This window comes from Pseudomonas sp. S1(2024) (genome assembly GCF_046557535.1).
The window spans coordinates 215300-241389 of record NZ_JBKGFP010000017.1; the positions used below are offsets into that span (position 1 = coordinate 215300).

At 54.5% G+C, this 26090-nt stretch carries 26 protein-coding genes; 11 read left to right on the top strand and 15 right to left on the bottom strand.

What is annotated here, in order from left to right; translation table 11 throughout:
- Positions 1-399: 399 nt before the first annotated feature.
- Both ACLCGK_RS07535 and ACLCGK_RS07540 read left to right on the top strand, forming a co-directional pair.
- Positions 400-1002, top strand: coding sequence for a hypothetical protein (locus ACLCGK_RS07535; protein ID WP_410951689.1), 603 nt, complete (start codon positions 400-402; stop codon positions 1000-1002).
- Positions 999-1517 carry an opioid growth factor receptor-related protein gene (locus ACLCGK_RS07540; protein WP_410951690.1) on the top strand — a complete coding sequence of 173 codons (519 nt, stop codon included), beginning with the start codon at positions 999-1001 and terminating at the stop codon, positions 1515-1517. The genes ACLCGK_RS07535 and ACLCGK_RS07540 overlap by 4 nt, the downstream gene beginning before the upstream one ends.
- Before the next feature lie 2 nt (positions 1518-1519).
- On the opposite strand, the gene ACLCGK_RS07545 is transcribed toward ACLCGK_RS07540, so the two are convergent.
- Positions 1520-1696 carry a hypothetical protein gene (locus ACLCGK_RS07545; protein ID WP_156675894.1) on the bottom strand — a complete coding sequence of 59 codons (177 nt, stop codon included), beginning with the start codon at positions 1694-1696 and terminating at the stop codon, positions 1520-1522.
- 204 nt (positions 1697-1900) lie between these two features.
- On the opposite strand from ACLCGK_RS07545, the gene ACLCGK_RS07550 reads away from it, so the two are divergent.
- Positions 1901-2782, top strand: coding sequence for a hypothetical protein (locus tag ACLCGK_RS07550; RefSeq protein WP_410951691.1), 882 nt, complete (start codon positions 1901-1903; stop codon positions 2780-2782).
- 59 nt (positions 2783-2841) lie between these two features.
- Here the strand turns inward: ACLCGK_RS07550 and ACLCGK_RS07555 are convergent, their stop codons facing one another.
- The 4 genes from ACLCGK_RS07555 to ACLCGK_RS07570 form a co-directional block, all read right to left on the bottom strand.
- The gene (locus ACLCGK_RS07555) at positions 2842-3198 is read right to left on the bottom strand and encodes a hypothetical protein (RefSeq protein WP_410951773.1); all 357 of its coding nucleotides are present in this window, start codon (positions 3196-3198) and stop codon (positions 2842-2844) included.
- 69 nt (positions 3199-3267) lie between these two features.
- Entirely contained in the window at positions 3268-3744 is a 477-nt protein-coding gene (locus ACLCGK_RS07560) for a hypothetical protein (RefSeq protein ID WP_410951692.1), read from the bottom strand.
- Positions 3745-3746: 2 nt separating this feature from the next.
- Entirely contained in the window at positions 3747-4205 is a 459-nt protein-coding gene (locus ACLCGK_RS07565; RefSeq protein WP_056798185.1) for an RNase H1/viroplasmin domain-containing protein, read from the bottom strand.
- 8 nt (positions 4206-4213) lie between these two features.
- On the bottom strand, positions 4214-4747 hold the full coding sequence (locus ACLCGK_RS07570) for a disulfide bond formation protein B (RefSeq protein ID WP_410951693.1): 534 nt from the start codon (positions 4745-4747) through the stop codon (positions 4214-4216).
- A gap of 176 nt (positions 4748-4923) precedes the next feature.
- On the opposite strand from ACLCGK_RS07570, the gene ACLCGK_RS07575 reads away from it, so the two are divergent.
- Positions 4924-6444, top strand: a complete 1521-nt coding sequence (locus tag ACLCGK_RS07575; RefSeq protein ID WP_410951694.1) for a hypothetical protein — start codon at positions 4924-4926, stop codon at positions 6442-6444.
- Positions 6441-7961 (top strand): hypothetical protein, encoded by a 1521-nt coding sequence (locus ACLCGK_RS07580; protein WP_410951695.1) that lies wholly within the window; start codon positions 6441-6443, stop codon positions 7959-7961. Before ACLCGK_RS07575 ends, ACLCGK_RS07580 begins: the two co-directional genes overlap by 4 nt.
- 12 nt (positions 7962-7973) lie before the next feature.
- Here the strand turns inward: ACLCGK_RS07580 and ACLCGK_RS07585 are convergent, their stop codons facing one another.
- The gene (locus ACLCGK_RS07585; protein WP_410951696.1) at positions 7974-8324 is read right to left on the bottom strand and encodes a hypothetical protein; all 351 of its coding nucleotides are present in this window, start codon (positions 8322-8324) and stop codon (positions 7974-7976) included.
- Positions 8325-8389: 65 nt separating this feature from the next.
- Between ACLCGK_RS07585 and ruvB the strand changes: the two genes are divergently transcribed.
- Positions 8390-9334, top strand: a complete 945-nt coding sequence (gene ruvB / locus ACLCGK_RS07590; RefSeq protein WP_410951697.1) for a Holliday junction branch migration DNA helicase RuvB — start codon at positions 8390-8392, stop codon at positions 9332-9334.
- Between the two features lie 81 nt (positions 9335-9415).
- Here the strand turns inward: ruvB and ACLCGK_RS07595 are convergent, their stop codons facing one another.
- From ACLCGK_RS07595 to ACLCGK_RS07605, 3 genes are all read right to left on the bottom strand, one after another.
- Positions 9416-9616 (bottom strand): type II secretion system protein, encoded by a 201-nt coding sequence (locus tag ACLCGK_RS07595; protein WP_410951698.1) that lies wholly within the window; start codon positions 9614-9616, stop codon positions 9416-9418.
- Between the two features lie 71 nt (positions 9617-9687).
- On the bottom strand, positions 9688-10044 hold the full coding sequence (locus ACLCGK_RS07600; RefSeq protein ID WP_410951699.1) for a hypothetical protein: 357 nt from the start codon (positions 10042-10044) through the stop codon (positions 9688-9690).
- 104 nt (positions 10045-10148) lie between these two features.
- Positions 10149-12182 carry an AAA family ATPase gene (locus ACLCGK_RS07605; protein WP_410951700.1) on the bottom strand — a complete coding sequence of 678 codons (2034 nt, stop codon included), beginning with the start codon at positions 12180-12182 and terminating at the stop codon, positions 10149-10151.
- Positions 12183-12767: 585 nt separating this feature from the next.
- On the opposite strand from ACLCGK_RS07605, the gene ACLCGK_RS07610 reads away from it, so the two are divergent.
- On the top strand, positions 12768-13775 hold the full coding sequence (locus tag ACLCGK_RS07610; protein ID WP_410951701.1) for a fibrinogen-like YCDxxxxGGGW domain-containing protein: 1008 nt from the start codon (positions 12768-12770) through the stop codon (positions 13773-13775).
- A 166-nt stretch (positions 13776-13941) separates the two neighbouring features.
- On the top strand, positions 13942-14529 hold the full coding sequence (locus ACLCGK_RS07615) for a hypothetical protein (RefSeq protein WP_410951702.1): 588 nt from the start codon (positions 13942-13944) through the stop codon (positions 14527-14529).
- 433 nt (positions 14530-14962) lie between these two features.
- On the opposite strand, the gene ACLCGK_RS07620 is transcribed toward ACLCGK_RS07615, so the two are convergent.
- From ACLCGK_RS07620 to ACLCGK_RS07635, 4 genes are all read right to left on the bottom strand, one after another.
- Complete coding sequence (locus ACLCGK_RS07620; protein WP_410951703.1) at positions 14963-15934, bottom strand: metallophosphoesterase; 972 nt, start codon at positions 15932-15934, stop codon at positions 14963-14965.
- Between the two features lie 285 nt (positions 15935-16219).
- Positions 16220-16888 carry a hypothetical protein gene (locus tag ACLCGK_RS07625; RefSeq protein ID WP_056798216.1) on the bottom strand — a complete coding sequence of 223 codons (669 nt, stop codon included), beginning with the start codon at positions 16886-16888 and terminating at the stop codon, positions 16220-16222.
- Between the two features lie 82 nt (positions 16889-16970).
- Positions 16971-17273: a hypothetical protein gene (locus tag ACLCGK_RS07630; RefSeq protein WP_410951704.1), complete on the bottom strand. Its 303-nt coding sequence runs from the start codon at positions 17271-17273 to the stop codon at positions 16971-16973.
- An 875-nt stretch (positions 17274-18148) separates the two neighbouring features.
- Positions 18149-19750 (bottom strand): TROVE domain-containing protein, encoded by a 1602-nt coding sequence (locus ACLCGK_RS07635; protein WP_410951705.1) that lies wholly within the window; start codon positions 19748-19750, stop codon positions 18149-18151.
- Positions 19751-19872: 122 nt separating this feature from the next.
- Between ACLCGK_RS07635 and ACLCGK_RS07640 the strand changes: the two genes are divergently transcribed.
- The 3 genes from ACLCGK_RS07640 (at position 19873) to ACLCGK_RS07650 (ending at position 24071) form a co-directional block, all read left to right on the top strand.
- The gene (locus tag ACLCGK_RS07640; protein ID WP_410951706.1) at positions 19873-21498 is read left to right on the top strand and encodes an RNA repair transcriptional activator RtcR family protein; all 1626 of its coding nucleotides are present in this window, start codon (positions 19873-19875) and stop codon (positions 21496-21498) included.
- Between the two features lie 69 nt (positions 21499-21567).
- The gene (locus ACLCGK_RS07645) at positions 21568-22317 is read left to right on the top strand and encodes a hypothetical protein (RefSeq protein ID WP_410951707.1); all 750 of its coding nucleotides are present in this window, start codon (positions 21568-21570) and stop codon (positions 22315-22317) included.
- A gap of 269 nt (positions 22318-22586) precedes the next feature.
- A complete protein-coding gene (locus ACLCGK_RS07650) occupies positions 22587-24071 on the top strand; it encodes a prepilin-type N-terminal cleavage/methylation domain-containing protein (protein ID WP_410951708.1) in 1485 nt (494 codons plus the stop codon).
- Between the two features lie 212 nt (positions 24072-24283).
- Here the strand turns inward: ACLCGK_RS07650 and ACLCGK_RS07655 are convergent, their stop codons facing one another.
- On the bottom strand, positions 24284-24964 hold the full coding sequence (locus tag ACLCGK_RS07655; protein WP_410951709.1) for a hypothetical protein: 681 nt from the start codon (positions 24962-24964) through the stop codon (positions 24284-24286).
- A gap of 22 nt (positions 24965-24986) precedes the next feature.
- Positions 24987-26036 carry a hypothetical protein gene (locus ACLCGK_RS07660; protein WP_410951710.1) on the bottom strand — a complete coding sequence of 350 codons (1050 nt, stop codon included), beginning with the start codon at positions 26034-26036 and terminating at the stop codon, positions 24987-24989.
- Positions 26037-26090: the final 54 nt, after the last annotated feature.

Consider the following 26090-nt stretch of genomic DNA (forward strand, 5'->3'; position numbering starts at 1 on the left):
GGTTAGGCTCCGGGGTTCTTGGAAGAATCCGCTTGTTTCGAGCCTTACCTTTGCTTTCGCTTCGGTAGGCTCTCTTTCGAGTTACCTACCGCACACTCACACACCAGCCAGCAAAATAATTCTTTGCCTGCTTGGTAATCTGTTGATTGAAGTGATGTGCGTTCATTTGAGGTGTTCTCCGTTGTCTTGTTTCCATTAAAGCGAATGCGTGAACTCCCGTCAACCCCCTCGATGCAAATAAAATGAAAATATCTCAAGTTTGTTCAAACGGTTGTTTGATTTTTCCTCCCCCAGGAGGGTGGAAACCCAGTGTGGCGCGGGGTTTCACGCTTTATGCGTAAATTGACTATTTTTTGCGAGGCCCATAAAATTCAGTAACACAGCGAATGGGGTTAAGCGATGTCGAGCATCAATATCAGAAGCCAGGTGAGGAAAGTCTGCGGCCACACGGAGGTCGATTCCATTCACTATAAGACAGCCAGGGAGCGCGAGGAAGAGAAGCGTATTTCATCTCGGATGGTCTGCATTGACTGCTCCCGAAAAATGCAGGGCTGGCTGAATGATCCTGGTGCCGAAGACATGGACTTCACCCTCGAACCTTTGACGGGCACGGTCAAACAAGTGCCGTGGGCGACTGAGCTTCGCAACAAGCAGAAGCAGGTACTTGGCAGAAGCCTCATGACTACCATGCACGCTGCGGAGCAGGGCGACCTGGCTGCTCTAGGCCTTTACCGAGCGCTACTGGTGTTCTTTGGTATTCGGGACTCGGCATTCTGGATTGAAAATGCCAAGTCGCCACTTGGCTTCTGGCATTTTAAAAGTGATGCGGAACGACTGTTGCGCGAAGATCTTGATTTTGACGACTATCGCAAGCGCGCTGCCGGCAAATCAAGTGGGGACACCGCTTATGCAAGGCTCAAGCGCCTCGACCCTTCGCTGCTTGCCAGGATCAGACAGGCAGTTCCATCGACCTCAACCACATCGAACGCCAATTCCCAATGACTGATGATCCTTGGTTCCAGTTCATGCAGTCCCTGAGTGCGCCTCAGGGGCACGCGCTACGCGACATTCAGGCGTTCGATCACGATCAACTGGAGTTCACGCACACCTACATTCAGTGGCTGTTTCCCTTGCCAGAAGTATCCACCATCAATCCAGAAGCCCCCGTGCTCACTGCGCTGCATTGTGAGGCGGTCGCGATCAGCCCTCTGCTAAAAAAGCAGATTGGCATCAACCTGGATCTAATGCTCAGGCACTGGGGAATTCAGCGCCAGGCCGTGGACTTCATCAAGGCCGCCAATTTCGACACGCAGTCGGTGCTATGGCTTACAGAATTCGACCACAACCACCTGCGCATCACCCGTGTCCTGGCCTTCCTGGCCATGACCGGGTTTGGTGTAGTCGCAGAAAGGCTCTATACCTTCTTCCACGCCCGCCTGCAGGATGAGCTGTACAACAGGATTGGGGCGTTGAAATATTGGCGAGACGCAATCAGGCGCTCGCCACCCGCTGTGTAGCCTCAGGCATTTTCCTTCTGAGCGGCCTGTGCCGGCTGCTCATGACCCATCCTGCGAATTCGTATCAATGCATGCTGAGCGGCGTGGCGGGAATCGGTGTCATCAGAGTGCTCCTCGATACGGGTGAGGGCTTCCACGGCAAGCGCCAGCTGTTGTTCTGCAAGGGTGGGCAAAGGCATGATTATTCTCGTTTTATGGCCAGTCATTTTGGTTAATTATATGTGATGCGCAGTGATTTGATCCAGCAGCATCACGGGAACCATTGGCTGACACCCTGATGGATTACGCTAATATTGGTTGGAATTCCAAAATCACCTGTGAAAGAATGGAAAAAAACACGGATCAGCGGCTACCTAGAATGCCGCGTCCGGACGGGGGGTTTTATGTTCTTGCCAGCACCCAAGATTTCTCTGCCAGTCCACAACCACTGGACGCTGAAAGACCGCGATGAGCTGTTCCTGTTTTGCCAGCGGCTGGGCCGTGAGCGACAGGGGTTCCAGCCGCTGTACGCCTTGCAGCGTGAGCTCAGTGAAGATCAGTGGATTGGCAAAGAAGACTTGTTCCCGATCATCGTTCATGAGTGCTTCTCCTCGAAATTCAGCAGCAAGGACGTCGATTCCGCTGTCAACCATATCGATATCATCGACCCTAGGTTTCGTGATGGTTTTGCCATCGGCCTGGCCTTGTGCAGTGCAGATCTTGGCAGAAATTCGGAAATGTTCAATGATACCATCCTACGGCTTGGCATTACCGAAGAAGAGGCTGTGCAGTCCTTGCTGAGGATGCCAAAACTGTTTCGTGGCGAGCAATATGCCATCCGTCTGCGTCCGATGTTGACCCCGAGAATCTGCCAACTGCTTGAGACCAATATTTTGAATACGGCGGGTGAAACCCAGGGCGCAGCCCCAACCCAGCGCTTCATGTCATCCCTGTATGCCTACATGACGCTGTGCTTCGATCAGGGCAAGTCAGTGACCGAAGTGCTCAACCTCTCACCGCTCAAACCGGCAGCTCTGAATGCGGTCAAGCACCTGCTCATTGCCGAGCGAATGACCTTTCAGGCGAACATCCCCATGCTCAGGATGCTAAGTGGCTGGATTCGAGGGCACATCAAAGACCTGGAGCCGCTGACTTCGCCTTTCCTGGCCATTGAGCGTCTCAAAACCATTGCCCCAAGCATGGTCAGTAAAGTGCGTGAACTGCCTGAGTCCTGGCGCAAGCTGCTCCTCGTCAATCAACCCACCGGCATCGAGCCTTCCAGCTGACCCTTGTGGACAACGGTCACAAAAAAGGCGCCAGGTGGCGCCATTTCTTGTTGGTTACGTCAGAGGCCTGGGTTTGACTCAGGTGCTGCCGCTGCCTGCTCACGGCGATAATCCACGCCGTTGGTGTTGTCCCAGTCCTTGGCAATCTGCTTGGCCACTGTCACGAAATTCTCTTCAGGCACACCGGCCATCAAGCCGTCACGCTTGGCAATGGCGCGTACATGGCTCAGGAACATCTCAGCCAACTGCTCTTGAGGCTTGGGATTGGCTTTGATAATACGCATGGCGTCTTCATAGACGCTCACTTGGCTGGGCAGCTCTGCATCTGCAATTTCGTACACAGCATCGATCTCATCGAGCATTGGGGTATCCAATGGCATGAGCAATGCGGGCAGGTTGTTGCGTGGAGTGGTCATGTTCACGTTGGAATCTCCTTGATTTCTTTCATTTCATCACTGGAGCAAAGTCAGCTACAAGGCTTTTCGCTAACCCAACAGGTACCAGAACAGATTACCGGTGCGTGATGGGTCTTTCAGGCACCCGAACCTGTCCGAGTGTCGCCGATTGATCTCCTTGCACAGCTTGTCGGTGAGCGAGGCCGAGGCTTCTGCGTTGGTCGCCACTACCGTGCTTGGGCCTCTGGGCACACCGTAACGGCCCACGACATCAAGCGCCATGACCTCATAGTCGCCACCGCCATAGGGAACCGGGATGGTTTTCAGATACCCCTGTTCCTGAAGCGCTGAGAACAAATGGCTGGGCCTGTCGAATGATGCGTACTCCTCAAGCAAATGGCCATCGGATTTGAAAATGCGAACGGCCATCGCGATCTGCGCACCCTGGGCAACCAGGCCATTGGCCTGTGCCAACGTGCTCTGGTGCACATAAGCCTGCATGGCGATGTTCAACACCGCGATCATCAGCGCAACGCAAACAAGACTGACGAGGGCAAATGAAAACATTGTCAGTATCCATCACCAGGTTCAGGTACGTACTCTTTTGACCTCTGGTTCGTCTTGACGGCCTCCAGTGCCTTCTCAGGGCGAAAGTGCACCTCCACGATCGGAGTGCCCATCAGATCATGTTCCGGTGTCCAGAACTCATCGAGGGCTGCTTGGCGCGCCAGTGCTTCTGTCACTTCATCATAGAGATTGGTGCCGAGCAGCTGCACATGGTCTTGGCTCTTGTTGTGGGGCTGCAGCATGACCATGATTGCATACCCGTCCAGATCCGCCTGCTCCCAAGGCTCCTGGTAGTCAGGGTCGACCTGGCTACAGTACCAGCTTCTGGCTTCCTCTTCGGTTGCAAAGCCCCTGAATCGGGCAGCGGGGTAGCCATGCACCTGTTCTTTGGCACCCCCTTCCCAGGTATTGTAAATTCCTGGTTCAGCCCCTTTCACCACGGCATAAAATTTCTTGGCCATCTGTGCACCTATTGAGCGGAGGAAGTGGGCTGGCAAGCTGCCTGGCCATCGTTAAGGCAGGCTCGTCCGGTAAGCACCCAGACCAGGATGAAATATGCGACGACAGCTAGCAATGTCCACGCGGTGAATGACACGCCGAGGATGGCAAAGTCGCCTTCACCGCACAACCCCGCGCTAGCAAACACGTACGGTAGCCATTCGTTCAGCGGAATGTGCTGGGCATAGAAAGGGAAGGGGCTGCATGACGTGGCCTCGATGATGTGGCGTTCAAGCAACCATACCTTCGCACTCAAGAACACCACGCCCAAAGAGCAGGCCATCAGCATCAGCCTGAAGCCCATCATGATGTACCGGTTGAAGGTGCTTGTCAGGATCAGCAGAAGGCTGGCAAGTGTACAGGCGGCAAGCCCAGCGCGGATCTCAACGCAAATCGTGCAGGGCTCCCAGCCAAGGAAATGCTGAGTGGCTAACGCCACCAGCAACATCAGGGCGGGCACGATCGCAACCAGCCAGGGGGTACACAACAGGGAAAGGCGTTTCATCGGTTCATCCTCAAAGCTTCCGTAAGATCACAATATTACGTTTAACCGATGACTTTGACCATCTCTTTGGCCTTATACCAGGCGCATCGCGCCGACATCTGGCCAAAGCCAGAAAAATTCTGGTGACAATCGCCTCTTGGCCCCCCTAGACTTTAGCTATAGACATGGAGCTAGACATGCACCCCGCCAATGATGCTTTCATCGACGACATGAAGTTTCTCTTTGCCGCCAAAATAAAATCGCATGAGTCTGCTGAGGGGTGTTCGAAGCTCTTGCAACTGACACTTCCTGAGCTTTATCGACGAGCCCTGAAAGATAACCCCAGGCTTCATGGCGACCATGAGATAGCGAGGATTTTCAGGCAGCAAGATCGCAATACCATCCGCAGCTGGGTGCAAGCCGGCATGAGTCCAGTCATCTTCTTTGCCTGGCAGCCTTGGCGCGACAAGATGGCCAATCCTCCGCTGAGAGCATTGCTCGCCACTGGCCAGGATCTTTCGGGTGAAGCGTTGCTGGGCAACCTTACCCCAAGGGAATTTATCGCGTTTCTTCGTGACGCCGTTGCCCTGAAGATGCTCAATTACCTTGAAGTCTTGCAGGTAGCCAAGCTATTGCCCGAAGTCATGCATCCCAGGGTTTTTCACTATGCCATGCCAGACCATGGCCTCTTCGGGAAAGCTTTCTGGCGCAGTGCAGAGAAAAATCATTTCAATCACAAGCTACTGGGGCAATGGATGCCCTTGTTGATGCTTACACAGGGTGCGCCTGACAGTGACTTCTACGTGGCCCGGAACCTGTTCAGAATGCATGACCCGAGCGACGTCAAGTGGCTGACCTTGGTGGCGTTGGCGCATTCAACCACGGATGAAGGACATGCTGGCTTGGTACGCTACATCGAGCTTCAGTATCAGGACTGGGCTAATTTCTCACTGGATGAGGCGCTTTGCCGCGAATTATCGGACTCTCCCAGTCAGGGCGTGATGTCGCGGATCTCGTTCTGGATCGACAAGGCCGTTGAAACCATTCGCATACTTGAAGGCCCTGGTTACCTGGCCTGGCCAGCTGCAATTTACGCTGCGGTGTACCACAACTTCTGTAACGAAGATTCAGCGATGGCGGCTGAAGAGCGCCGGCAGTTGCACGAGAGCATGATGATTGAGCACCCTTCGCTGTACGAACTCCGGGCCTACATCAAGCGTGAATCAGGACTTGTGCTGGAACGTGCCCTGGGCGGATCGCCGCGAGTGCTGGATCTGATGAGTGCTGAGCTGTCCTCGATCTTCAATTCTGCGGAGAAAGCCAGGTATGTTGAAACGGTAGCCCCCGTGCTTTGCGGTGAAATCTTCGGACGCGTGAAACAAAGGAATCTAGCCTTCAACGAACCCTGGAAAATCGATCGCCAGTTCGAGGATGCCGACCCGCAGTGCGCCCAGGCCATCGAAGTCCGTATTCATGAGAAGTTTGGACTCAAGGACTTGGTGGACGGCGATGACGCAACCAATGCCAGGTTGTTGCACCTGATGCTGCGAGCCCTTCGCCATGAACACACCAGGGCCCTGGCCATTGACTGGTGTCAAAGCATACGCTCGAAGAAATGGCGCCCTGTGGCCATGCGTATTTTGAAATTGTCCCCTGCTGACGTTAAGCTTAGCGCCTCGCAGCGCGAGGAATTTCTTGCCGAGGATCTTGGACTTTGAACGCAACAGTTCCGCTACACCCAGCACTGGCAATCATCAAGGAGAGGATCGCCGTTCTCCTTGAAGAGGCGTCCGGCACCGTTGTCAGCCGCGAACTCAGTCTCGGGACTATTCACCGAAAGGCTCTGGATGCCCGGTTGTCGCTGCAGGATGAGGACACCTACAAAGCCTTTTCTGATTTCTGCGACGCCATCGACACGGACATGCTGTTAACCTGCCCACTGTTTTCGCAGTGGATTAACGAGGGAATGAGTCCTGTCGCCTACTTCAGCTGCCCTCGCACTGCCACCACCTGCACACAACTCTATGAGCATCTTTTTGACATTCACAGTCAGCCATTCGAATCCGCGCTATTACTGGGTAACCTGACCCTCGCTGAGTTCTCACGTGCCTTTGCAGACTTCTTGTCCATGTCAAGACGCGATATTCCCGATATGCGCCGTATTGGTGATGCTCTGCCGGGTATTTATAAGAAGGCGAATTGGCCAAACCTGTTGCCAGGTCAATTCAGTCAACATGATGAGCTCAATCAAAAATTCAGTGTAGCTTCCAGCGATATCATACCGGCCATGGCACTTGATACCACAGGGGATCAGGAGGTTTATCGTCAGGCGGAGGAATTTTTCTACCGACCAGGGAAAAATAACTTTGGTCAATTGTATCCTGTCATTGAGCAGCTGCATGAATCCAGGTCTCAATTTTTGATGGATACCATTGTCAACCATGTCTATGGGGGCTGGGCTACCAGCTACACGGATAAGGCGTTGGTGCAAATGCTGAACTCACTTGCACTGTTCGAATTGAGGGACAGGAGGGCATTGCCCAGGTGGATGGCGCGCAATGAATACCTCATCACTCGGGCGACTGAGGCCTGCGGTGAGAACCCCGACTTGCTGTGGCCCCACCAGCTGGCCAGAACAATCGCTATGGGTACCAGCAACAAACATCTGTTTGAAGACCAGGAGCAACATAAGAGCATGGACGCCTTGCTCAAGCGCGCCGAGATCGGAAGATTTATCAATGCTGACATCAAAGCATTAATCGAACAAAGCAACGCTGAAAACCTGTTCGATATAAGCTACTCGAAACTGTTTCTCGCACATGTCAGTGTTGATAAGAAGATGTCACTGATCAAGCACAACATCCCACGCCTTGCCATTACTATCAAGAGAGACCTGCGGAAAAATCAGTATAATATCAGGCATGAAAGTATTCCGATTGCAACTGCATCGGTCGATCCCGAAGTAATGGAAGCCTTGAGCAAGGAACTGCGGACACTGGTTGATACTAAGACTATTCAAACACACTTCAAGTCAAGGTATCTGACCCTGGTGTGGTTCCAGTCCCAGGGGCTCAAAGGCATAAAAAGACAGCAGCAAGCCATTGCTTATTGCCAGAGCATGCCGACCGCCGACCTCAAGGCCATCGCTGCGGACTATCTGCAGCTACCCATTGAAAAGCTGTCGCTCAGCGACCAAGAGCAAGAAGTGTTTTTGCAGCGTAACCTTGGGCTTTAACCCAGCCCTCCGCTAGGGTGCAAGCTGTGTGAGAGCGGCCCGCTGGCGGAACAACCATTCCGTCATGTGGGCGACCTTCTCATGATCGGTGCCGACCTGACAGAGCAGCATTTTCAATTCTTCCAGGCCCGCCTTGAACGCGGCATTGCCCTTGGTGAATTTCACCTCAAGCGCCTTGAGGCGTTCCAGCTCATCGTAGTCGATGCCGTCATTGCGATCCTCTGAATCATCAAAAACCAGCAGATCCTCAATCAGATCAACCAGCGCTTCTTCACGGGGAGTCTGTGGTCGCAGTTGTCTGGCGAGCATCTCTGGATGAATCAGTCCCGGCAGCTCAGCGAGCGCCATACCCGTACGGATCATGGTTGCACCAATGGCTATGTCGAATATGTGATATATTGACAGAAAAATATAACTAGGCAAGCCCCATGGACAACGATGCTCCTTCAGACAAGGCCCTGCGGCCCCAAACCCTTGCCACATTCAAAGGGCAACCCCATATCTCAGAGCAGCTCTCTATTTTTATCAGTGCCGCACTGGCGAGACAGGAGAATCTTGATCACGTATTGCTGTGCGGCCCGCCTGGGCTTGGCAAGACTACCCTGGCAGGCATCATTGCCAATGAGATGGGCAATGGTATCAAGGTGACTTCGGGGCCATTACTGCAAAAGCCGGGGGATCTGGCCACGCTCCTGGTCAACCTGGAGCCGGGCGATACACTGTTCATTGATGAAATTCACCGAATGCCGATGTTCATTGAGGAGGTGCTGTATTCCGCGATGGAAGACGGTGCGCTGGACATCATGATGGAGGACAAAAGCATACGGCTGGCGCTTGAGCCTTTTACCCTGGTGGGCGCCACAACCCGCGCTGGGATGCTCTCAGCGCCGCTTAGGGCCCGATTCGGGATCCACTTCACCCTGGGGCTCTACAATCAACAAGACCTCGCAGAAGTGATTCTGGACGCCTCCAGGCGCCTCGATGTGGAGCTCACTCGTGAGGGCGCGCTGATTGTGGCTGGATGCAGTCGTGGAACACCCCGCATTGCCCTGCGTAATCTTCGCCGCATCAGGGACGTGTTGCAAAGCAAGGGGCAATACGCTTCGACGGATGGGGGAAAGGCACTGACACAAGCGATGGCAGTGCTTGGTTTGCGTTCGGATGGGCTTAATGATCAGGATGTACGTTACCTCAAGCTGTTGAAGGAAACATTTTCCGCAAGAGCGGTTGGCGTGAGCACGATTAGCGCTGCCATGGGCGAAGACGTGAGCACCATTGAGGAGTCGATCGAACCCTACCTTCTGCAGCAGGGGCTTGTCAGCCGCACCAGCAAGGGGCGGGTGATATTGCCAGCCGGAATGGCCATGATCTAGGGTAACCGTCGCTGGCTTGCATATGCCGCCTTCAGCATGAGTAAGACAGGTCAATTAACGGTATATTGACCGACCAAAAGGCTAGAAAGAACTGGTCGTGGAGCGCGACGGGGTCACGACTTCATTTGGTGCGCTGTTGCTGCCGCTTGTTTGGGGTATTGCCCCCAAATCATCGGGCGCTTTTGAGAATGTCGCCATGGTCACAAGGGCTAGGGTGGTCATTAGGGCAATAACCATAACCAACTCGATAAGAGAAAACCCGTGTTGGTTGTCAGTGTTCATAGAGTCATCATGCATGTTAATGATCCAATGTGTAGTGGGGGGCAGGATTTATTTAGTGCCGCTGTTGGAAGTCAAAAGTAATCGCTTGTTCCTCTGCTGGGCGTGGGCCTGACTGGCCTGCTTCTTTCATTGTCGGGTTTGGTCAGGTTTGATTGTGGTTGCTCAGGAATTGGCTTCAAGGTTTCCAGCGAGGACTTATGCTTCCTGATGTCGGTATTAGTTAGCTCTGCCTTTGACTTGATGTCGAGTTGCGCTATGGAGGAGGGCGCTGTTTGCAACTCATTGTTCTGCCTGTTATCGAGCAACACATTAAGAGTGAAATAGAAAATAATACTTGCAGTAATGAAGATGTGCAGTGGCGCTAATGACTGACTGTAGATAGATATCAACAAAACCACTGAGAGGATGATCAGAAAAACTATAAGCATTTTTGATCCCTTGTAGGCTAATATGGTCAACCGACTAATCAAAATTGGCGCACCCGTAAGAAACTGGGTGTGCCATTTTGGTTGCCCTGATATACGTTATGGAATTAGGAGGTGTGCGATAACAGGCCCATGGTTTTGCGTGGGTTGTAGCTTGTTAGCAGGGATTCATTTTCCGCAAAGAAGGTCAGGATGAAAGGGATGATCTCGTCCAGCGTCAGCACATAACGATCCATCAGTGCCTGAACCAGCGCATCAGTCAAGCCTCGGTATTGGGCCAGGGTTTCCATTGTCTCCTGGTACAGATATGCGGCCATCTGTTCCATTTTAGGCAGCTGCGCATCCGTGTTGTAGCCCGCCTTAGCCAGTTCGCCATAGTTCAATTTGACAGGGCTGAAGAAGCCGACGCGGTTGACCATCATGTCAAGCATCTGGGTCACTTTGACAATGTCATTGTCCGCGCCAGCGGTAGTGCCTGGTTCACCGAAATAGAGTTCTTCGTTGGCCATGCCGCCATACAGGTGGCGAATCTTGTCCTGATAGGCGGTTCGCGTCAGCAACCCAACTTCTTCCGTTTTGCTCAGGACAAAACCCAGCGCGCCGAGCTTGGAGACGGATTCAGTCGAGATCTTGATGACGTCCAGATCTGTCGACAGCGTAGTCAAGTTGCCGTGACTTTTCACCAGGGCAGAATGCAGCTGCATGCAAAAGTGTCCCGCCTCGTGAATGGCCACCACTTTACGCGTGGCATCTACTTTCGCAGTGGTTGCCCGATCAGTGAGGCCAACCGCGACCCGCTCGAATGCCCGCAACAGGATACTATGAGTAACCAGTGATGTTTCCTGCAGGGCCATCAGCCCAGCACGCGAAATAAGGGTTTCAAGAATCGCGGGGCTCATTCCGGAAGTAACGCCGGCCACGTGATCGAGATCGATGTCATCACTGAGTTTGGATTGATCAATTTTCTTCAGAAGGCGCGCCATGATCTCTCGGCGTTCTTCATGGTTGGGCAACCTGAAATTGATCTTGAGCTGGAAGCGACGCAACATGGCCGCGTCGAAATCTGCCTTTGTTTCGTCAAAGTTTGACGCCACAATCCAGATGATACCGCTGGATTTTTTGGTGCCCACGCCATCCAAAAGCGAGAGCAGAGCGGTCATCGTTTCGTTTTCATAGCGACTGCGGGTAGGGCGGTTGCGGGACTGAAGGATCGACTCAGCCTCATCCAGGAAAATGATGGCGCGCTTGTGCTTGGAGGCACGCTTCACCAAGCTCTTCAAGGAACGAACACCACCCCCCACAAAACCGGTTTCCATGCTGGCAGCGGACGCGTAATACAGCGGGACGTCCAGGTCTTTGGCCAGGCAGCGGGCGATCTTGGTTTTGCCGGTACCAGGCTCGCCTGTCATCATGACGTTGAACGGCTTGTCAGCAGCATATTTCTTGTAGTGCTGCGGGTTTTCAACCATTCCCTTCAGCTGTTCGAGTTCGCGCTTGATGTCGGCCATGCCGACAAGGTCATCCAGGCTATCCTGAATATCCTTCGGATCAACCTTGTCCAGCTTGTTGGACATCGACCCCATCTGCAGGCGCATCATGACGGCGATCATAATGATCATGAAGATCACCGTACTAACAAGCTTTCCCAGTTCTCCTGCGGTTTGTTTGGCCGTTTCGCCAGTTATCAAGCCCACAGGGTCGTTTTTCAAGCCCAGCTTTTTGCCCACGCCGGATAGCGAGTTGACGTAACGAAAATCGATCGCCGTGTTGGCTCGCAAGATGGGCTTGAGGTGCGTGTCCAAATACACGACGAACCCTTCGGAGTTCACATTCTTGTACAGATCAGCGTTGGCCGCGCCCTTGTGTGAAATCAAGACATGCTTGGCGTCCGAGAAGATTGTTGGAACTACCACGATGACGTTGGTTACGTCCTTGTAGTCGTCCGAGCGCAGAGAGAAGAGGTCGTCGCCGTCTATGACGGTGTAATCACCCTTGCCATCGAGCACCGGCTCCTTCACATCGTTGTCGGCGCTGAGCCATACATAGGCTACGCTGGCGCAGGCGGTGAGCATCGCCAACATAAAAATTATGCTGGCATGGGCCTTCACAAACCCCTTGATCTTGTTTATCCATTCTTTCATTGCTTTTCAAAGCCTCAATGTTGAAAACCCAGGGGTTTTAGGGAGCAGCCGCTCAATCGAATGTGAAGGCACCAGGGGCGGACGAGTGCACCTTCTGATCATGGCAATCCGCTTTAGCCTGGCGTTGTGTGCCTGCTCCTTGGGTAAGGTCTGTGCGCTGCATTTGGCAGTTGGAGGACGCACCCTGGGTTGATCTGGAGCGAATCGATGGGATCTGGGAACGCGAGGTTCTGGCCGCCTTCACTGAGCGACTGGCGCTGCGTTTTGCAATCATCTCGTGCGGCACACGGTCTTTCAGAAACGGGGATGCTGCCTGTGCAACTGCAGGTTCGCCATAGGTTTTGGCTGAGTAAGCGCAAAGCCCAGGGGTGCTGATGGACAGAGGTACTGCGAGGAGTAGCAGGTGGGCTATTCGCATGGTGGCGTCTTTTGGAAAATTTCAGCCAATATACGGCCAAACCGTTGGAATGACAATGACCCTTTCGACGTACGCGGTGATCTAGGGTGAGTAGTTGAAGTAGTGCTGATAGTGCCGTAACATTGTAGCCAATATACAACCTAATCGTACAAGGCGGAGTCGTCATCTTGAAAGCCCATCGGTTATTGATCAGTGCGCTGCTGCTCACCGCTTCTCAGCTCTCAATGGCCGACGGTGCCAACATTATTCGTAGCTACGCCCCGATTGCCGGAGGCCAGGCAAAACCCCAAGACCAGTACGACTTCAATTTCACTGGGAACACGCTCGCTGCTGGTCAGGTTGGTATCCCCTACCAATTCGACATGAACAGCCTGGTGGCCTGGACGCATGAGGGCAAGCAGAATCCGGTATACCCAGAGCTCGCCTGGGAGTCGCAAGGCCTGCCTCTGGGCTTGAGCATGTCTTCCTCGGGATTGATCAGTGGCACACCGAGCCTGGCAGGATCGGTGACGGTGACAGCCAATGCCTCCGCCCAGAGCAAAGCCCATTCCGGGGACTTTGGAATCACCATTGCAAAACCTACCTATGCATCGTGCAAGGCCATCAAGAATGCCGCTCCGGAGGCCGCCAGCGGGGTCTATACCATCACCGTGGCAGGTCGTGACTTGGCCGCTTACTGCGACATGAGCACCGATGGCGGCGGATGGACTCTGGTGGGCCGTGGGGCACCATATGCTCCTGGGCAGTGGAACTCTTCCCGCGCAGATCTGGCCCTGACGACCAATCCGTCCCCCACATCATCTGTTTCCTTCAAATTTGCCGATGCGACCATCAACGCCATCAATAAATCTGTATTCAAGGTGGTATCCACCGGTTATGCCAACGTACGGTATTGGAAGGGGAGCTGCAGCTACAATCAGATGGCCGAGCCTACAGGCGATTGCGCGATCAGCTACTCGAATGCCAATTGGCAGAACCCACGAGGGAATGGCTTGTCCGCTGGTGGTGGCCTGGGTGATAACCGCTTATCTGTCGCCAATGACGGCATGTTCATTGTCACTGCCTTGCCGACTTACCCTTCGTCAGGATGGCTCGGCGGGGCAGGCACCACCTCGGTATTTGCCGGGAACGCTGTGGCAGGAACCGTAATTGGTTTGGCCATCTGGGTGCGGTAACTCTCTGCAAAGCATGGTCTCGTTCGGGGCCTTTGTCACATCAGCGAAATGCGGTGCGGATTGCAGAGGGTAAAGATCCACCGCTAATATTGGCCATATAGCTATAGCGTGGAGCTGGGTCTGAGTTCTTCAGTCCTGATACCAGATTTCCATTGAGGGTTAAGACATGTCCCACCTGGACAAGCAATACTTGCACGCCAGATTCACTTCCCGTTATGAAACCCTGGGGTGCTATTGGGCAGACGCCGAAACAGGGCTGACCCCGAAAGAGTATGCGGAAGCGGGACATAAGGCTGAATACTACGATGAGCACCTGTTCCTTCCTGGTGGACAAACCATGTCCATCTGCACCTTCAGCGCCAGACGTGTCGCAAAATTGCTGGGTGAAGGTGACCTCTATGGCTTTCACCTGAGAGATAATCCCTCAGTAACCGATCGCGAAATAATCTGCGCCGATGGGCATGACTTTTTGGTCGTTCAAGGTCGTTACATCGTAGATCCTTGGTACAAATTTATGGGGGCGAACGAGCAGGGCGTGTTTGATTTGCAGGATCTAGCCGATTTACCCATGGTGAAAGCGATCTACGGTGATCCAGCCAACTGGAGTGTGTGGTGCAATCAAGCAAACAGGTACATGACGCCTGGTGAGCCAGCGTATCCAGCGGAGAAGGTTATCGCCTATCCTTCGCTAGCCGCGTCACGGTGCACTACCCGTAAACACAACCACCCTGTGGATGATGGCCCTGATCTTTAGCTCATCACATGCAGCACGTCCCATCACTGAGCCCTTGCAGCAAGCTGCAAGGAATAATGCGACTGCCCTGACCACGCGCCCGCTGGCGCCATGCTTAGATCGTTATTGATTTTGATCCTTCATGCTTCTATCCCAATTTCCGCCCCTGGTGGTCAAGGTGCTGCCAGTGCTTTAAGCACCTGGGGCCTGTACCGGGAAGGGCTCATTCTTCCGCAAAAAAAAAGAAAGGTCTCTTTGCGCAAGCTCTGGATGAACCTGCTTGATGCAGGCAATGACATGAGCCTGCACCGCTGCTTCACTGTCAGAATCCGGAAATTCGCCTGATGCCCAGTACACCAGTGAATGCAGGTGCTGATGACATCGCACCTTGTGATGGACGAAGACCTTTGCTCCGCTTTGGTCATTTGGAAGGAGCCTGCCAGCGTGATTTTGGTCAGGGGATCAACTCCCCGCTATCCAGGTGTTTCGCCGGCTTGACGGCATCGACCCAGACAAAGCCATCCTGGAGGATCTGGCGCTCCCCTTGCCACCGGTAGGCACACAGCTTCGTCCCAGGCGTACCTTTGCCGATACTGTAGTCCAGGCAGGCCATGTGTGCATTGAGTGCTTGTGGTGCCCCTGTCATCCAGTAGTGGCCGAACAACAGCAGCTTGCGCTGATCATAGCTCAACAGATTCTTGCTCGGGATCGGAGTGTCTGGCAGCTGGTGTTCCACCGACTTGGCAACCATACCGGATGACCTGTACGTGGTGGCTTGCTCATCCCACCAGCGCGTGCGGGTACGATTTCGCTCATTGCCGTCAGGGTCGAAGTAGGTGATGCCCTCCGGCAAGTCTACCTCGGTGCCTTTCAGCAATGTTTCGATGATGTGATAGGGCTCGGTGTCCTTTTCGCTCAGCATCGGCCAGGCTTCCGGAAGAATGGCATTGTTTGTATCCAAAAACGGCCTTGCTGCCTCGATATACGCCGAATGCCAGCAGGCATGGATGGCGCGAAACTCGGGAGTCTCGATGAACACCGGTAGCGTCTTGAACCAGGCGATCATTTCCTGGTGCAGCGCGCTGTCCTCGCCCACCTGATCCAGGAAGGCCTGGTGTTGATGGCGGTTACGTTCACCATGGTTGCGCAAGAACTCGCCAGGTTTGTCCGGGTGTGGAGTTACCCAAGCCACGGCGTTGTATTCGTGGTTGCCCAAGACGATGTGCGCGGCACCGGACTCGACCATTGCCTTGACGATCTTGAGGGTGGCCACCTGGGCAGGGCCGCGATCGATCAGATCGCCGATAAAGAAGGCTTTGCGCGTCGGGTGCGAATAGCCAACCTCCGTTTCGCGATAGCCCATGGTTTCGAGTAAGGCAACCAGGCGCTCGGCGTGACCATGAACATCACCAATGAAATCGTACATAATCCCCCCGGCTTGTCTGACCTAGATGTTGGTCTGAAGTACACTTAGTATACTCTGCAAATCGGGGCTCAGGCTACCAACACCGAACCTCTGGGAGGCCTCCAGCTGACTTCGTGTAGAAAGCTTTTACCTGTATATTGATGTCTGTCAAAAGCGCTTTCTGGGGGCTGCGCATTGGATGGGATCATGCCCATAAAACCTGATCTTCAGCCCAATCCCCCAATTGAGCTACAGGCAGGCCTGAATCAGGAAAGATTCAAGCCTAGCCCTCAGCCGGCGACCCACTCAGTTGTCCCAAATCCACAGGGCGCATTCCTCGGGCGCACGCCCCCTGGAGAACAGGTAATCTCCCTGCAGGGTTTGATGCGGTACTTCCAGCAGCGGCTTGTGTTGATGAGGCTTGCCATTGCCGACGAAGATGTAGCGCTTGATCTTGGAAAGCAAAATCTTTTCGTCCACGCCTGTTTCGTTACCCTGGCGGTGGGGCTCAGCGGGGTTCCACTTGTGCGTCACCCAGGCTGCTACGACGACCTCGGGCTTGTAGTAGTCAACGGCCTCCAGGGCCGGAAGGCGCACGACATGATCGCCGTATTTGACGGGTGTCTGCCGGATCTGTGCGTAGTACCGCTGCAGCTCGGGACTGTCTTGCTGGAAATTGTCTGTGCAGGTAATGCCCAGCCCAGCCCCCAGCGTACCGTTGCCACTGCCGATCTCCAGGGCGTTGCGGGACGGGCTGGCCTCGATGATCTTCTGGTTGATGATGTCCAGTAGCTCATGGGTGGGCAGTGCATAATGACCGTGCTTCACGCAAAAGGCGCTTAAGGCGCCCTGTGATATTCCCCGGTAGAAAGCCGAAGGCATGACCTTCAGGCGTCCGGTGGCGTCCAGGGCCTCCAGCTCAAGCAGTGCAAGCTCATGCGCGATGTCGGCTGGATTGACGGCAAAGAATTCCATTTGGAGGAAGCACCCAAGGCTGTAGACGGCTGAATTGGGGGACAAACTAGCAGGCACCGCTACCGCTGGCAATCTCCATGAGTTAAGTGCAGCGCTCTTCGCAGTCAACGCCGAACAAGTCTTCGGCATAGCCCAGTTCGCCATCTACTGTAGCGCTGATGGCTTCATCTTTGCGAAAGATGGCTGCAGCCAACCGGTGATTCCCGTCCAGTACTGGCCAGCTCAGGCAAGCAGCCCCGAGCGAGGGGCAGCCCACATCGATCGAGATGGCGTCACGTGCCTTGTGCCGCACCAGGTAGGCGATACGCCCCGCATGGTTGTCACCACCCGGTGTTGCGACCAGGCAATTGCTGGCCAGGGCTCTGCGCACATCCGCCTGGGTCACCTTCACTCCCCAGGGGGTATTCAGGCCAAAAGGGTTACACAGGCTTTTGAGTTTTCCGACAGGTAAATTGATGGGCATAACGAAACTCCACCGTGGCGTTGAGATAAGACCTAGCATCGGTTAATGCGGGCCTGCAGGCAAGGGATCTATATGTAGCTGTGGCCAGGCTGGCGCCGGAGCTGCCTGGCAGCAAATCAGGCGCATAAAAAAACAGCCGGTAAGCCGGCTGTTCGGGGAGGGTGGTCAGCAAAGGGATGAGCATGCCGGGACATTTAAAAGATGTAGGCATACTCGGCATCTGACCGATGAGTCGACAAGAAATGGGGGAGACATGGATCTCAAAATGATGTAGTCCCGAACCCGGCATTCGACTCAAACTTGGAAACGCAATCCTGTCGCTACGCGCCAGGCTGAAAGGGTGCCAGCAAGAGGTGGTGAGTCATCGTATGCAATGTAGACCCACCGGCATCTGGCTATGAATCGACAAAAACGGGGAGACGTTTTATCCCAAATGATGTAGTCCCGACCCAGCATTCGATTCAAACTTTTGAAGCCGTTTCCCCTCGCCGTGGCGCGGGGTTTTGAAAATGGGAGCCAGCAAAAGGTGGTGAGTCGTTCAATACGATGTAGACCCACCGGCATCTGGCTTAAGGTTGGCGACAACGGATTTGCAGAGTCATTACAGTTATCAGATGTAGACCGCTGCAGGCATTCGCTGACCTTGAAACTACTGTACTACTTGCCTCAAATTACGTCAACATCTTTTTTCGAATTTCGATTCATTTTGACGCTGATTGGCAAAAAACACAGCAATACGCAGCATTTAGAGGGAAATGCTGCTCATGCTGTAGTGTACTACGTGGTACGAAATGCACCTAGATCTCCACGGCCTTCACCGCATCAACCTGATCCGTATTGCCCGCCAGGAAGGCTTTCATCACGGCGAATACGTCGTCGGAGAATCCGCCGACCATGAGTGTATCGGCACGCTTGGCGTTCACCGAATATGGGTTGGGCGTGATATCCAGGTTGATCATTCGCGCCTCCGGTGCGCAATCACGCTTGTATTTCGCCCACAAGGTCGACAGGTCAGACCGGTAGCCATCAGCCCAGCTCTCGTTATCCGACACGAGGATCAGGTTGTTGGTCTTGATGCCGTGATCGAGCAGGTACTGGATCACGCTCCCGCAATTGGTGCCGCCGCCGTGGTACGCCTTGATCTTTTGCGCAATCGTCATGACTTTGCAGTCGTGCGGCACCACCACTTCGCGGCACCCATACTCGAATGCCAGGATTTTCGCCGAGGGGTTTTTGGCGCGCAGTGCGGCCCCGATCAGTGCGGCAGCATCCAGGCAGGTCACCTTGCTCGTAGCGGCTGTCTGGCGCCCAGTCACCGGGTTACCCATCGAACCGGAGACGTCAATCGCCAGCACCAGCGAGTCGTCGTCGAAGGCGGGTACGTTTTCCAGGGCGACCTGCATAGCCTTTTCCAGGGCGGCGCGAATTTCACCAGGCACTTCATCCCCAATGTTGAGCATGGCGGTCATCAGCTGGTACGGGAACGCCCGCGCCTGGATGATTTGCTCGCGATCCGCCAGGCGTTCGGCGATCATGGAAATCATCTGTGGGTTGCGCAGCACCCCATGCCGGGCAAAGGTGTTCAGGTTGATCCGTGTCATCGTCCAGCGCGCATTGGTTGCGATGCGCATCCAGTCTTCAGTGCCGAGTGGCAGGGCTGTCAGCTTCTGGAACGGTGCGCGTAGTGGTGCTGCTTTCGACTTACCCGCCAGGAATGCCTCATACTCGCGGATGAAATCCGGCAGCAGCGCAGCGTCCACAGGCTTACCCATGACATAGGCGTACAGAGCATTTCGACGCTCATCCTTGGCTTTCGGGTGTGCCAGCTTCATCACATCCACCAGACTCGGGGCATTGCCCACCGAGGCTTCCCACAACGCGTAGTCGTTCAGTGATGCAATAAAGCCCTTAACCAAACGCTTAGCCCGCGATCCCAGCGATTTGCGTCCGACGACACCGGAGCGCAACATCTGCACGAAGTTGCGCAGCATGCGGGCGTTATCGATCACGCGCTTGAACACCGCTTCGCTGTGCCCGCTGCCACGGGCTACCAGGAGGGCGCACAGCAATGCTGGCATGTCTTTCATCATGCCCTTCTCACGGCCATAGATCGCGAGCTTAGCCAGGAATTCATCCGGCACCTGGCTGGCCCGCGCCAGCACTTCAGTCAGCTGCGACTCGCCTGTGACGTAGAAGGTGTCGTTGAAGGTGCCCGTCATCACATATTGGACGAGGGCTTGTTCATCGGATTTACCGAATGCCTTGCCGCCCGCGTGGTTTTGCACTGCAGCCGCCGACGCGAAAATTTTCTTGTTAGCCATGAGGTGTTGCTCCTTGTTCATTCCGGCGACCCGGACTATTTGACGATTTCCCCTAATCCCTAGAAAAAGGCGTGCCAACTTTTCAAAATTTCTTTGGAGCCCGCGTAATCATTGGCAGAGGTCGGGTTCGGCTTGAATTGACCTCAACACAAAAGCGCCCTATTATCTACGGTATTATGTAGAATGCTACGGTGTACCGTATGTCGAAAAATATCATGTACAGCTTCCTGGGCACGCAGTTGGACGGGGGATTTACCGAGAAGCGTCTGCAACGCTGGCGCCCCAACGTCGGCATTGCCCAGTCGGTTGATTTCGTGATCGACACGCTGGTGCTGATGTTCGATCAGCGCCACCAGGCATTGGCGGAAATCGTGGCTCAGGATGCACGCGACCTGGCGGTGCGCGAAGGTTTCGAGGTCGAGCTGCTCCCGGTCGATCTCAACACACACGACGAGAACGCCCATTATGACCTGGCCAAGTGCTTCGACTTGATGATCAGCATTGGCGAAAGGGCTAACTTCCTACCTGAGAACAACTACTACCTGAACCTCAGTACCGGCACCCATGTAATGCAGATCGCGGCGTACCGTGTCTGCGAGTCCAACATCTGGCCAGCCAAGCTTGCTCAGGTTGGCCCTGATCGGGACAGTGAAAACCACGCATCGAAGATTTCCATCCTGGATCTTTCCTTGCCTCAGTACGACAAGATCATGCGGCGCACACGCTCGCAGGTGGTGAAGGAAGAGCGCGCCCTCAAGAACGGGATTGACACGCAAAACAGTGCCTTCAACACGATGATCAGCAAGCTGCTGAAGATTGCGTCGCGCTCCAGCAGCCCTCTTGTGCTGATGGGGCCTACGGGCGCCGGCAAGACCGCGATGGCCCGCAGGGTATACAAGGTCAAGAATGACACCAGGCGCTCCCTGAAGCGGCTGGAAGGCCCTTTTGTGGAGGTCAACTGTGCAACGCTGCGTGGCGATACGGTCATGTCGACGCTGTTTGGTCACAAAAAGGGCGCTTTCACCGGGGCCATGGAAAGCCGTGACGGGATGCTGAAAAAGGCTAACGGCGGCATGCTCTTTCTGGATGAGATTGGTGAGCTCGCTGAAGATGTGCAGGCTATGCTGCTCCATGCCCTTGAAGACAAATCGTTCTTCCCGGTGGGGGCTGACAAGGCCGTCAACAGTGATTTCGAACTGATTGTCGGCACCAATCGCGATTTGAATGAGTGCGTGGAACTGGGTTTGTTCCGCGCCGACCTGTTAGCCCGGATCAACACTTGGACATTTACCCTCCCAGGGCTGTCCGAGCGGCGTGAGGATATCGAGCCCAACCTTGATTTTGAGTTGGCCAAGCTTAGCGAGAAGGATCAGGTGCATTACCAGTTCGTGGGTGGTGCACGCCACGCATACCTTTCGTTTGCTCGCAGTGAACAGGCCATCTGGGCAGGAAACTTTCGCGACCTCGTCTCCTCGGTCGAGCGCATGGTCACCCTGAGTGATAATGGGGTGATCACTCTCGACCTGGTCGAGGATGAGATTGGCATGCTGACAGCGCTGTGGTCGGCCAGGGGCAAGACCCATGCTGCGCATGCAACTGAGGATCTCGTCGAGCAGGTCTTGCCCGGAAATTCGCTGAACGATTTCGAGAGAGGGCAGCTGATGGCGGTGCTGAAGCATTGTAGGGCGGCTTCGAGCAATGCAGACCTTGGCAGGCGTGTCTACGGCAAGGATGTGGGGAAAAACCCGTCACAGCGCGCCAGGGACTTCCTGGCATCCCATGGACTGAGCCTTGATGAGGTGAAGGCGCTAATCGTTGCGGGTTAGCGTTGAGCTTTGCAGTAGGGGATGCTTATAGGCGACAATGGGGGAACAGTGGTTTCAACAGGGCTCACCATGCTTCAGTACGAATTCAACTTGCTTGGAGCACATGTGCAGCTGAAAAGTGAGCCGCACCTGGATATTGAAAATCGGTCTTTTCAGGTCAATGCCGAGCTGCTTGACCATCCACCCAAATGGGCGGGGTATGCCACACCGGTCATTTTACGTGGCCAATATGATCTGGCCCTGCTGCAAAAACTCAAGCTGGGTGCTGTTCTGTCCGTCAAGGGTGGCTACAACTCAGCGATGACCCTGGGCGACTACGGTTACATCAATGCCTTCGCGATCGAGGCCAAGCCTGCTGCACCGAAGCGGCTTGCCGAGGTGGTACCGTTATCGACCATGAGTATCGAGCAGGGGTGTGAATCCATTTCATCGGCGTCGGAACGGGCTGCAACTGACCGATTCATGCGGTGGGAGCTTGCCCTAAATGAGCAGGATATCTGGCTGGATCGCGTCGTCTCTCGGTTCTTGTGTGCCAACCCTGAGCATTTCGAGCAGCCTTTGCCACATGAAGACCCGCTGGATAATCCGTGGGTCAAGCTGTCCTATGCGATCCACAAGGCGGAAGAGGAGAACCCCTATATCCTGGGTTCCCCATGGATCGCGCCAAGGCCCATGGTTGAAGCCCTGGTCGGCAAGATGCTTTGTGACCGGCTGTATGAGCAAGCCAGTTTGAATCACCGGACAGTCATAGAGCATCGTCCAGGGCGCGCCTTGACCTCCCTTCGCCTAAATGAGATCGACCCCAACTGCTTAGGGTGATCCTTCTATGTGCAACTGAAACTTTCAGCAACCATTTTCATGGCTGTTGAAATTGAGGTTGCCTGCAGAAGTGCGGGGCTCTAGCAGACCAATGGTGATGTGTCGATTTATCTATAAATTGACAAGCCCCGGTGCTCGAACATACCATCTGACTATGATTTTGATTGCCATGCTTTACGCTGGGACTGGCTGTCCCAGTGAGTTTTTGCTGTCTATACAACTCCCGAAATGCGCCAGTTTTTTGCCTAACAATAAAAATGGGGAATGGAATGAGCTTTCGCCAACAACGGGGTCTGACCCTGCTGGAAATGATGCTGGTAATTGGGCTTCTGTCTGTAGGAATGCTGCTGTCCTTTTATTCCAAGCAGGCCGAGCTAGAGCAGCTCAAGGCGCAGACGCTTGGTGCCCAGCTATTCCAGTACAACAATGCTGTGCGCAATTACCTGGCGAACAATAACAGCATTGGAGCAGGTACCCGGACGGGTACTGCGTGGCTCAAAAACACCAGCTGTGGCGGCACGCTCGCCATGGGGGCAGAGTATCTTCCCTGCAGCTTCCCCGCAGCCTCCAGCGCCTCGCCTATCAAACCAGGCTTTGTCAGCCTGTCCACCAGCATCCAGGTTACCGGTGTAGCTCCAAATCGCAAGATCACAGCTACCTCCGTCACTTCACCCTTCAAGATGTTGAATGCGGGTGTCCTGCAGGTGCGATCCGACCTTGCTGGACTTGCGGCAATCACGGCAGCGGCTGGCCACCTGCCAGGCTCTACGGGATCGGGGTTCACGACCACAACCGATGCAAGCTTCAGTTCAAACCCATTGGATGCAACCATCACCATGCTGGCCTCCAACAATGCGACGCAAGATGTCTGGCTGCGCACCGATGGGGGCAACAGCATGCATGCGCCACTGACCTTTGACAGCTCAGACAGCAACAACCGTCAGATTGTCGGTGCCTCAAGAATTCAGAATCTGGCAGCAGAAGCCTTGTACCTGGGGCGAAACTCAGGGGTTGCAGCCATCTCGGGTGCTGGGGTCGTCATTGATACGAACACTGAAATTATCGGTCAGCTCCGCGTGCGCAACAACCTGATCGTGGATAATGGCGCAAACGTTGCGGGGAGTGTTGTAGCATCAGCGAATCTCCATGCGGGTGGAAATGTGACTGCAACATCGAACATTGCCGCTGGCGGAGGGGTCTCTGCGGCAACCACCGTGTCTGCCGGCACGAACGTTTCTGCTGGATCAGCACTTTTAGGGCAAATCTTCTACGATTCGAACAACACCGGGTATTACGTGGATCCGTCAGCCACATCGAACGTCAATGCGCTGGTCGCTCAAAGTGTAAACGCACAGAGCGTGGCGGCTCAAAATGTGACATCCAGGGGTCGCCTAAGCGCCAATGAATACGTGGAAATTGGTGGTGTCGCCGTGGAAGGGGCGGGGTGCGCTCCCAATGGCCTGCTTGGTCGCAATGCCAGCGGCATGGCCATTTCTTGCAAGGACGGCGTTTGGGCTTCCTCAAAGCCGGTCTTTACTGATTACCGGGCGGGATCATGCCAGTCTGGAGGTGGTTGGAATGCAAACTACTGTTTCATGGCCGACAGCACCTGGGCGACCTGCAACATGCGTGGGGGCGCAGGGATTGGCCTGGAAGAGTCTGGGTATATTTACCGAGATGGCGCTGGCAACTGGTATTTTGTTGCGGTCAGAGCAAGTTGGCCGGGGGTTTTTTACTGGCACTGCCAGAGGTAAGAGAATTATCTGAACCTCAACCCTAACTCCATTAAGATCATGATCCGTTTTACTGATCGACAACTTCAGGTGGTTCGCGATTACGCTAACGTAAAGTGTTGCAGCATGAACCACCAGTTCAATCATATTCTCAACTGGTGGGTTGCCATCAACACCGGATTGTCAGGGCATCTGGGGTTCGTGGCAGCGCCGGGCTAGAAGAATCGACCTTTTCAACCGAAGGTTGGCTCAACGGAACGCAGGGCGTCCCGCTGTTGGCGGGTGATGTTGCGTACGTTGTCAGGGGAGAAGCCCAGCTCAGTGACCAGTTTCACCGCTGTCTCGCCATGCACATAGCGACTCATCTGCTGTTCGGTTTGTGCGTCGATGCCGTAGTTTTTTCGGTAGGCCCCAAATGCCGACGCAATCATGGTTTGCATCTCCTTCTGCTGGACAGGCTCCAGGTGTTGAGAGCGATCCATGAGATCGACAAGTAGCTTGCCGAATGGTCGGTGCGCGGGCGTAAGATCAAGCGTCTGCAAGGCTCGGCCTATGATCTTCACAGCCGCGACAGGGACTGTGTCGATTGGTGCCATGTGGATGGTCTCGTGCGCGCTTCGACAAAGCATGTCCACGGCAATGTCGACCCGTGTGTCAAGCTCGTCATCCCCGGTCTCGATTTTCACATCCGCCTGCATACCCTCACGCGTTATCAGGTGAGGGTTGTTGACCAGGTGGGCCAGGGCTACGAAGGGAGAAGAGGTGCCTTCTTCCAGGATCCCGGCATGGCTGATTTCTTTGCCAAGCAGGTCTTTCATCATGGCTTCGACGCTTTCGAAGTATGAAGGCTGATTGAGTGTATGCTCCAGGTACTGATTGAACGGAGCGAACCGCTGATCAAAGCTGAGTTTCATGGATATTGTCCTTGGATTGTGATTAAAGAGTCAGGCCGTAATCGTTTTTGGGGTCAGGGCCATTTGTGCCATACGCTTCGATCAACAGCCGGTGGACTGTTCGTTCGTGAGCCTGTTGCTCGGCCTTTTCCTGCGCGGTGGGTGACTGTGCGGCGCGGACAATTTCGCGAGTCTGTGCCACCAGTGATTCGCGGCGCTGGGCCTTTTGCTCATCGCTCATGCGCTCGAACTCCAATGCTCTTTGAGTCGCCTGGGCGACAGCCGCATCAAAGTCCAGGTCTTGAGCCTGTGGCATAAGTTTGAGCATCACGTTCAGCATCGGGTGCTCTGTTGCAAGGTCGAGATGCGTGACCAGACCTTTGGCGTTCCAATCCGTCAGTGATTCGATGGCACTTACCAACTGGACAGTGTTGAGGTACTCCCGAACACCCAGGAAGTGACTGTAGATACTGGAAACCAACGTGTTGGCGGGTTTCTTCCGGTGTTCAATTTCGTTGTGCGCCACCTGGGGCAGAGATATCATCTGGTGCAGTGGTTGAGTGCGCGGTGCTTCAAGATCAGTGCCCTGGAACAGGTCGGCATCAGCCTTGTTGTCATACTCAGCCATGTGGACGTTCGGGTCATAGCCTTGACCCGCTGCTTGCCAGCCCTTGGGTACTGCATACCCAAGGGTTGGATGACGCAACCGGGCGCTACGGCAGGTGGCTGCTGAAGCGTTCTCAAAATTCCACTCCCCGTCGAGCTTGCGCGCCGCATCTTTGAGCGCCAGTGCTTGCGTCAACAGGTGCATGATGAGCTGAGCTGGCTTATCCATGACGATGGCTGTTTCCAGCGCGATGCCTGTGTAAGCCTTGGCCAAGAGTTCCTTGCGCTGCCCATGCAGGCCAGACAGTGTGCCGGCCATGCCACCGATGCTCGGATCAAAGAAGCTGCGCCAGTCATGAAATGCCCTGACCTGAAGCTGATTGACCAGGATGTCCAGGTTTTCGATGGGCGTCCATTTTAGCCGTACATAGTCGATGACCGCGTTAATTTCAGCGGTTACATCGAGGTGTTTCGAAAGAGTTTTCACGGGCATTTCTCGGTATTGTTATGCAGGTACTTTGGCACAAAACCACATTAAAGC

Coding starts and splice junctions, on each gene's coding strand:
- ACLCGK_RS07535 (WP_410951689.1), top strand. CDS start 400: ATGTCGAGCATCAATATCAGAAGCCAGGTGAGGAAAGTCTGCGGCCAC.
- ACLCGK_RS07540 (WP_410951690.1), top strand. CDS start 999: ATGACTGATGATCCTTGGTTCCAGTTCATGCAGTCCCTGAGTGCGCCT.
- ACLCGK_RS07545 (WP_156675894.1), bottom strand. CDS start 1,696: ATGCCTTTGCCCACCCTTGCAGAACAACAGCTGGCGCTTGCCGTGGAA.
- ACLCGK_RS07550 (WP_410951691.1), top strand. CDS start 1,901: ATGTTCTTGCCAGCACCCAAGATTTCTCTGCCAGTCCACAACCACTGG.
- ACLCGK_RS07555 (WP_410951773.1), bottom strand. CDS start 3,198: ATGACCACTCCACGCAACAACCTGCCCGCATTGCTCATGCCATTGGAT.
- ACLCGK_RS07560 (WP_410951692.1), bottom strand. CDS start 3,744: ATGTTTTCATTTGCCCTCGTCAGTCTTGTTTGCGTTGCGCTGATGATC.
- ACLCGK_RS07565 (WP_056798185.1), bottom strand. CDS start 4,205: ATGGCCAAGAAATTTTATGCCGTGGTGAAAGGGGCTGAACCAGGAATT.
- ACLCGK_RS07570 (WP_410951693.1), bottom strand. CDS start 4,747: ATGAAACGCCTTTCCCTGTTGTGTACCCCCTGGCTGGTTGCGATCGTG.
- ACLCGK_RS07575 (WP_410951694.1), top strand. CDS start 4,924: ATGCACCCCGCCAATGATGCTTTCATCGACGACATGAAGTTTCTCTTT.
- ACLCGK_RS07585 (WP_410951696.1), bottom strand. CDS start 8,324: ATGATCCGTACGGGTATGGCGCTCGCTGAGCTGCCGGGACTGATTCAT.
- ruvB (WP_410951697.1), top strand. CDS start 8,390: ATGGACAACGATGCTCCTTCAGACAAGGCCCTGCGGCCCCAAACCCTT.
- ACLCGK_RS07595 (WP_410951698.1), bottom strand. CDS start 9,616: ATGAACACTGACAACCAACACGGGTTTTCTCTTATCGAGTTGGTTATG.
- ACLCGK_RS07600 (WP_410951699.1), bottom strand. CDS start 10,044: ATGCTTATAGTTTTTCTGATCATCCTCTCAGTGGTTTTGTTGATATCT.
- ACLCGK_RS07605 (WP_410951700.1), bottom strand. CDS start 12,182: ATGAAAGAATGGATAAACAAGATCAAGGGGTTTGTGAAGGCCCATGCC.
- ACLCGK_RS07615 (WP_410951702.1), top strand. CDS start 13,942: ATGTCCCACCTGGACAAGCAATACTTGCACGCCAGATTCACTTCCCGT.
- ACLCGK_RS07620 (WP_410951703.1), bottom strand. CDS start 15,934: ATGTACGATTTCATTGGTGATGTTCATGGTCACGCCGAGCGCCTGGTT.
- ACLCGK_RS07625 (WP_056798216.1), bottom strand. CDS start 16,888: ATGGAATTCTTTGCCGTCAATCCAGCCGACATCGCGCATGAGCTTGCA.
- ACLCGK_RS07640 (WP_410951706.1), top strand. CDS start 19,873: ATGTCGAAAAATATCATGTACAGCTTCCTGGGCACGCAGTTGGACGGG.
- ACLCGK_RS07645 (WP_410951707.1), top strand. CDS start 21,568: ATGCTTCAGTACGAATTCAACTTGCTTGGAGCACATGTGCAGCTGAAA.
- ACLCGK_RS07650 (WP_410951708.1), top strand. CDS start 22,587: ATGAGCTTTCGCCAACAACGGGGTCTGACCCTGCTGGAAATGATGCTG.
- ACLCGK_RS07655 (WP_410951709.1), bottom strand. CDS start 24,964: ATGAAACTCAGCTTTGATCAGCGGTTCGCTCCGTTCAATCAGTACCTG.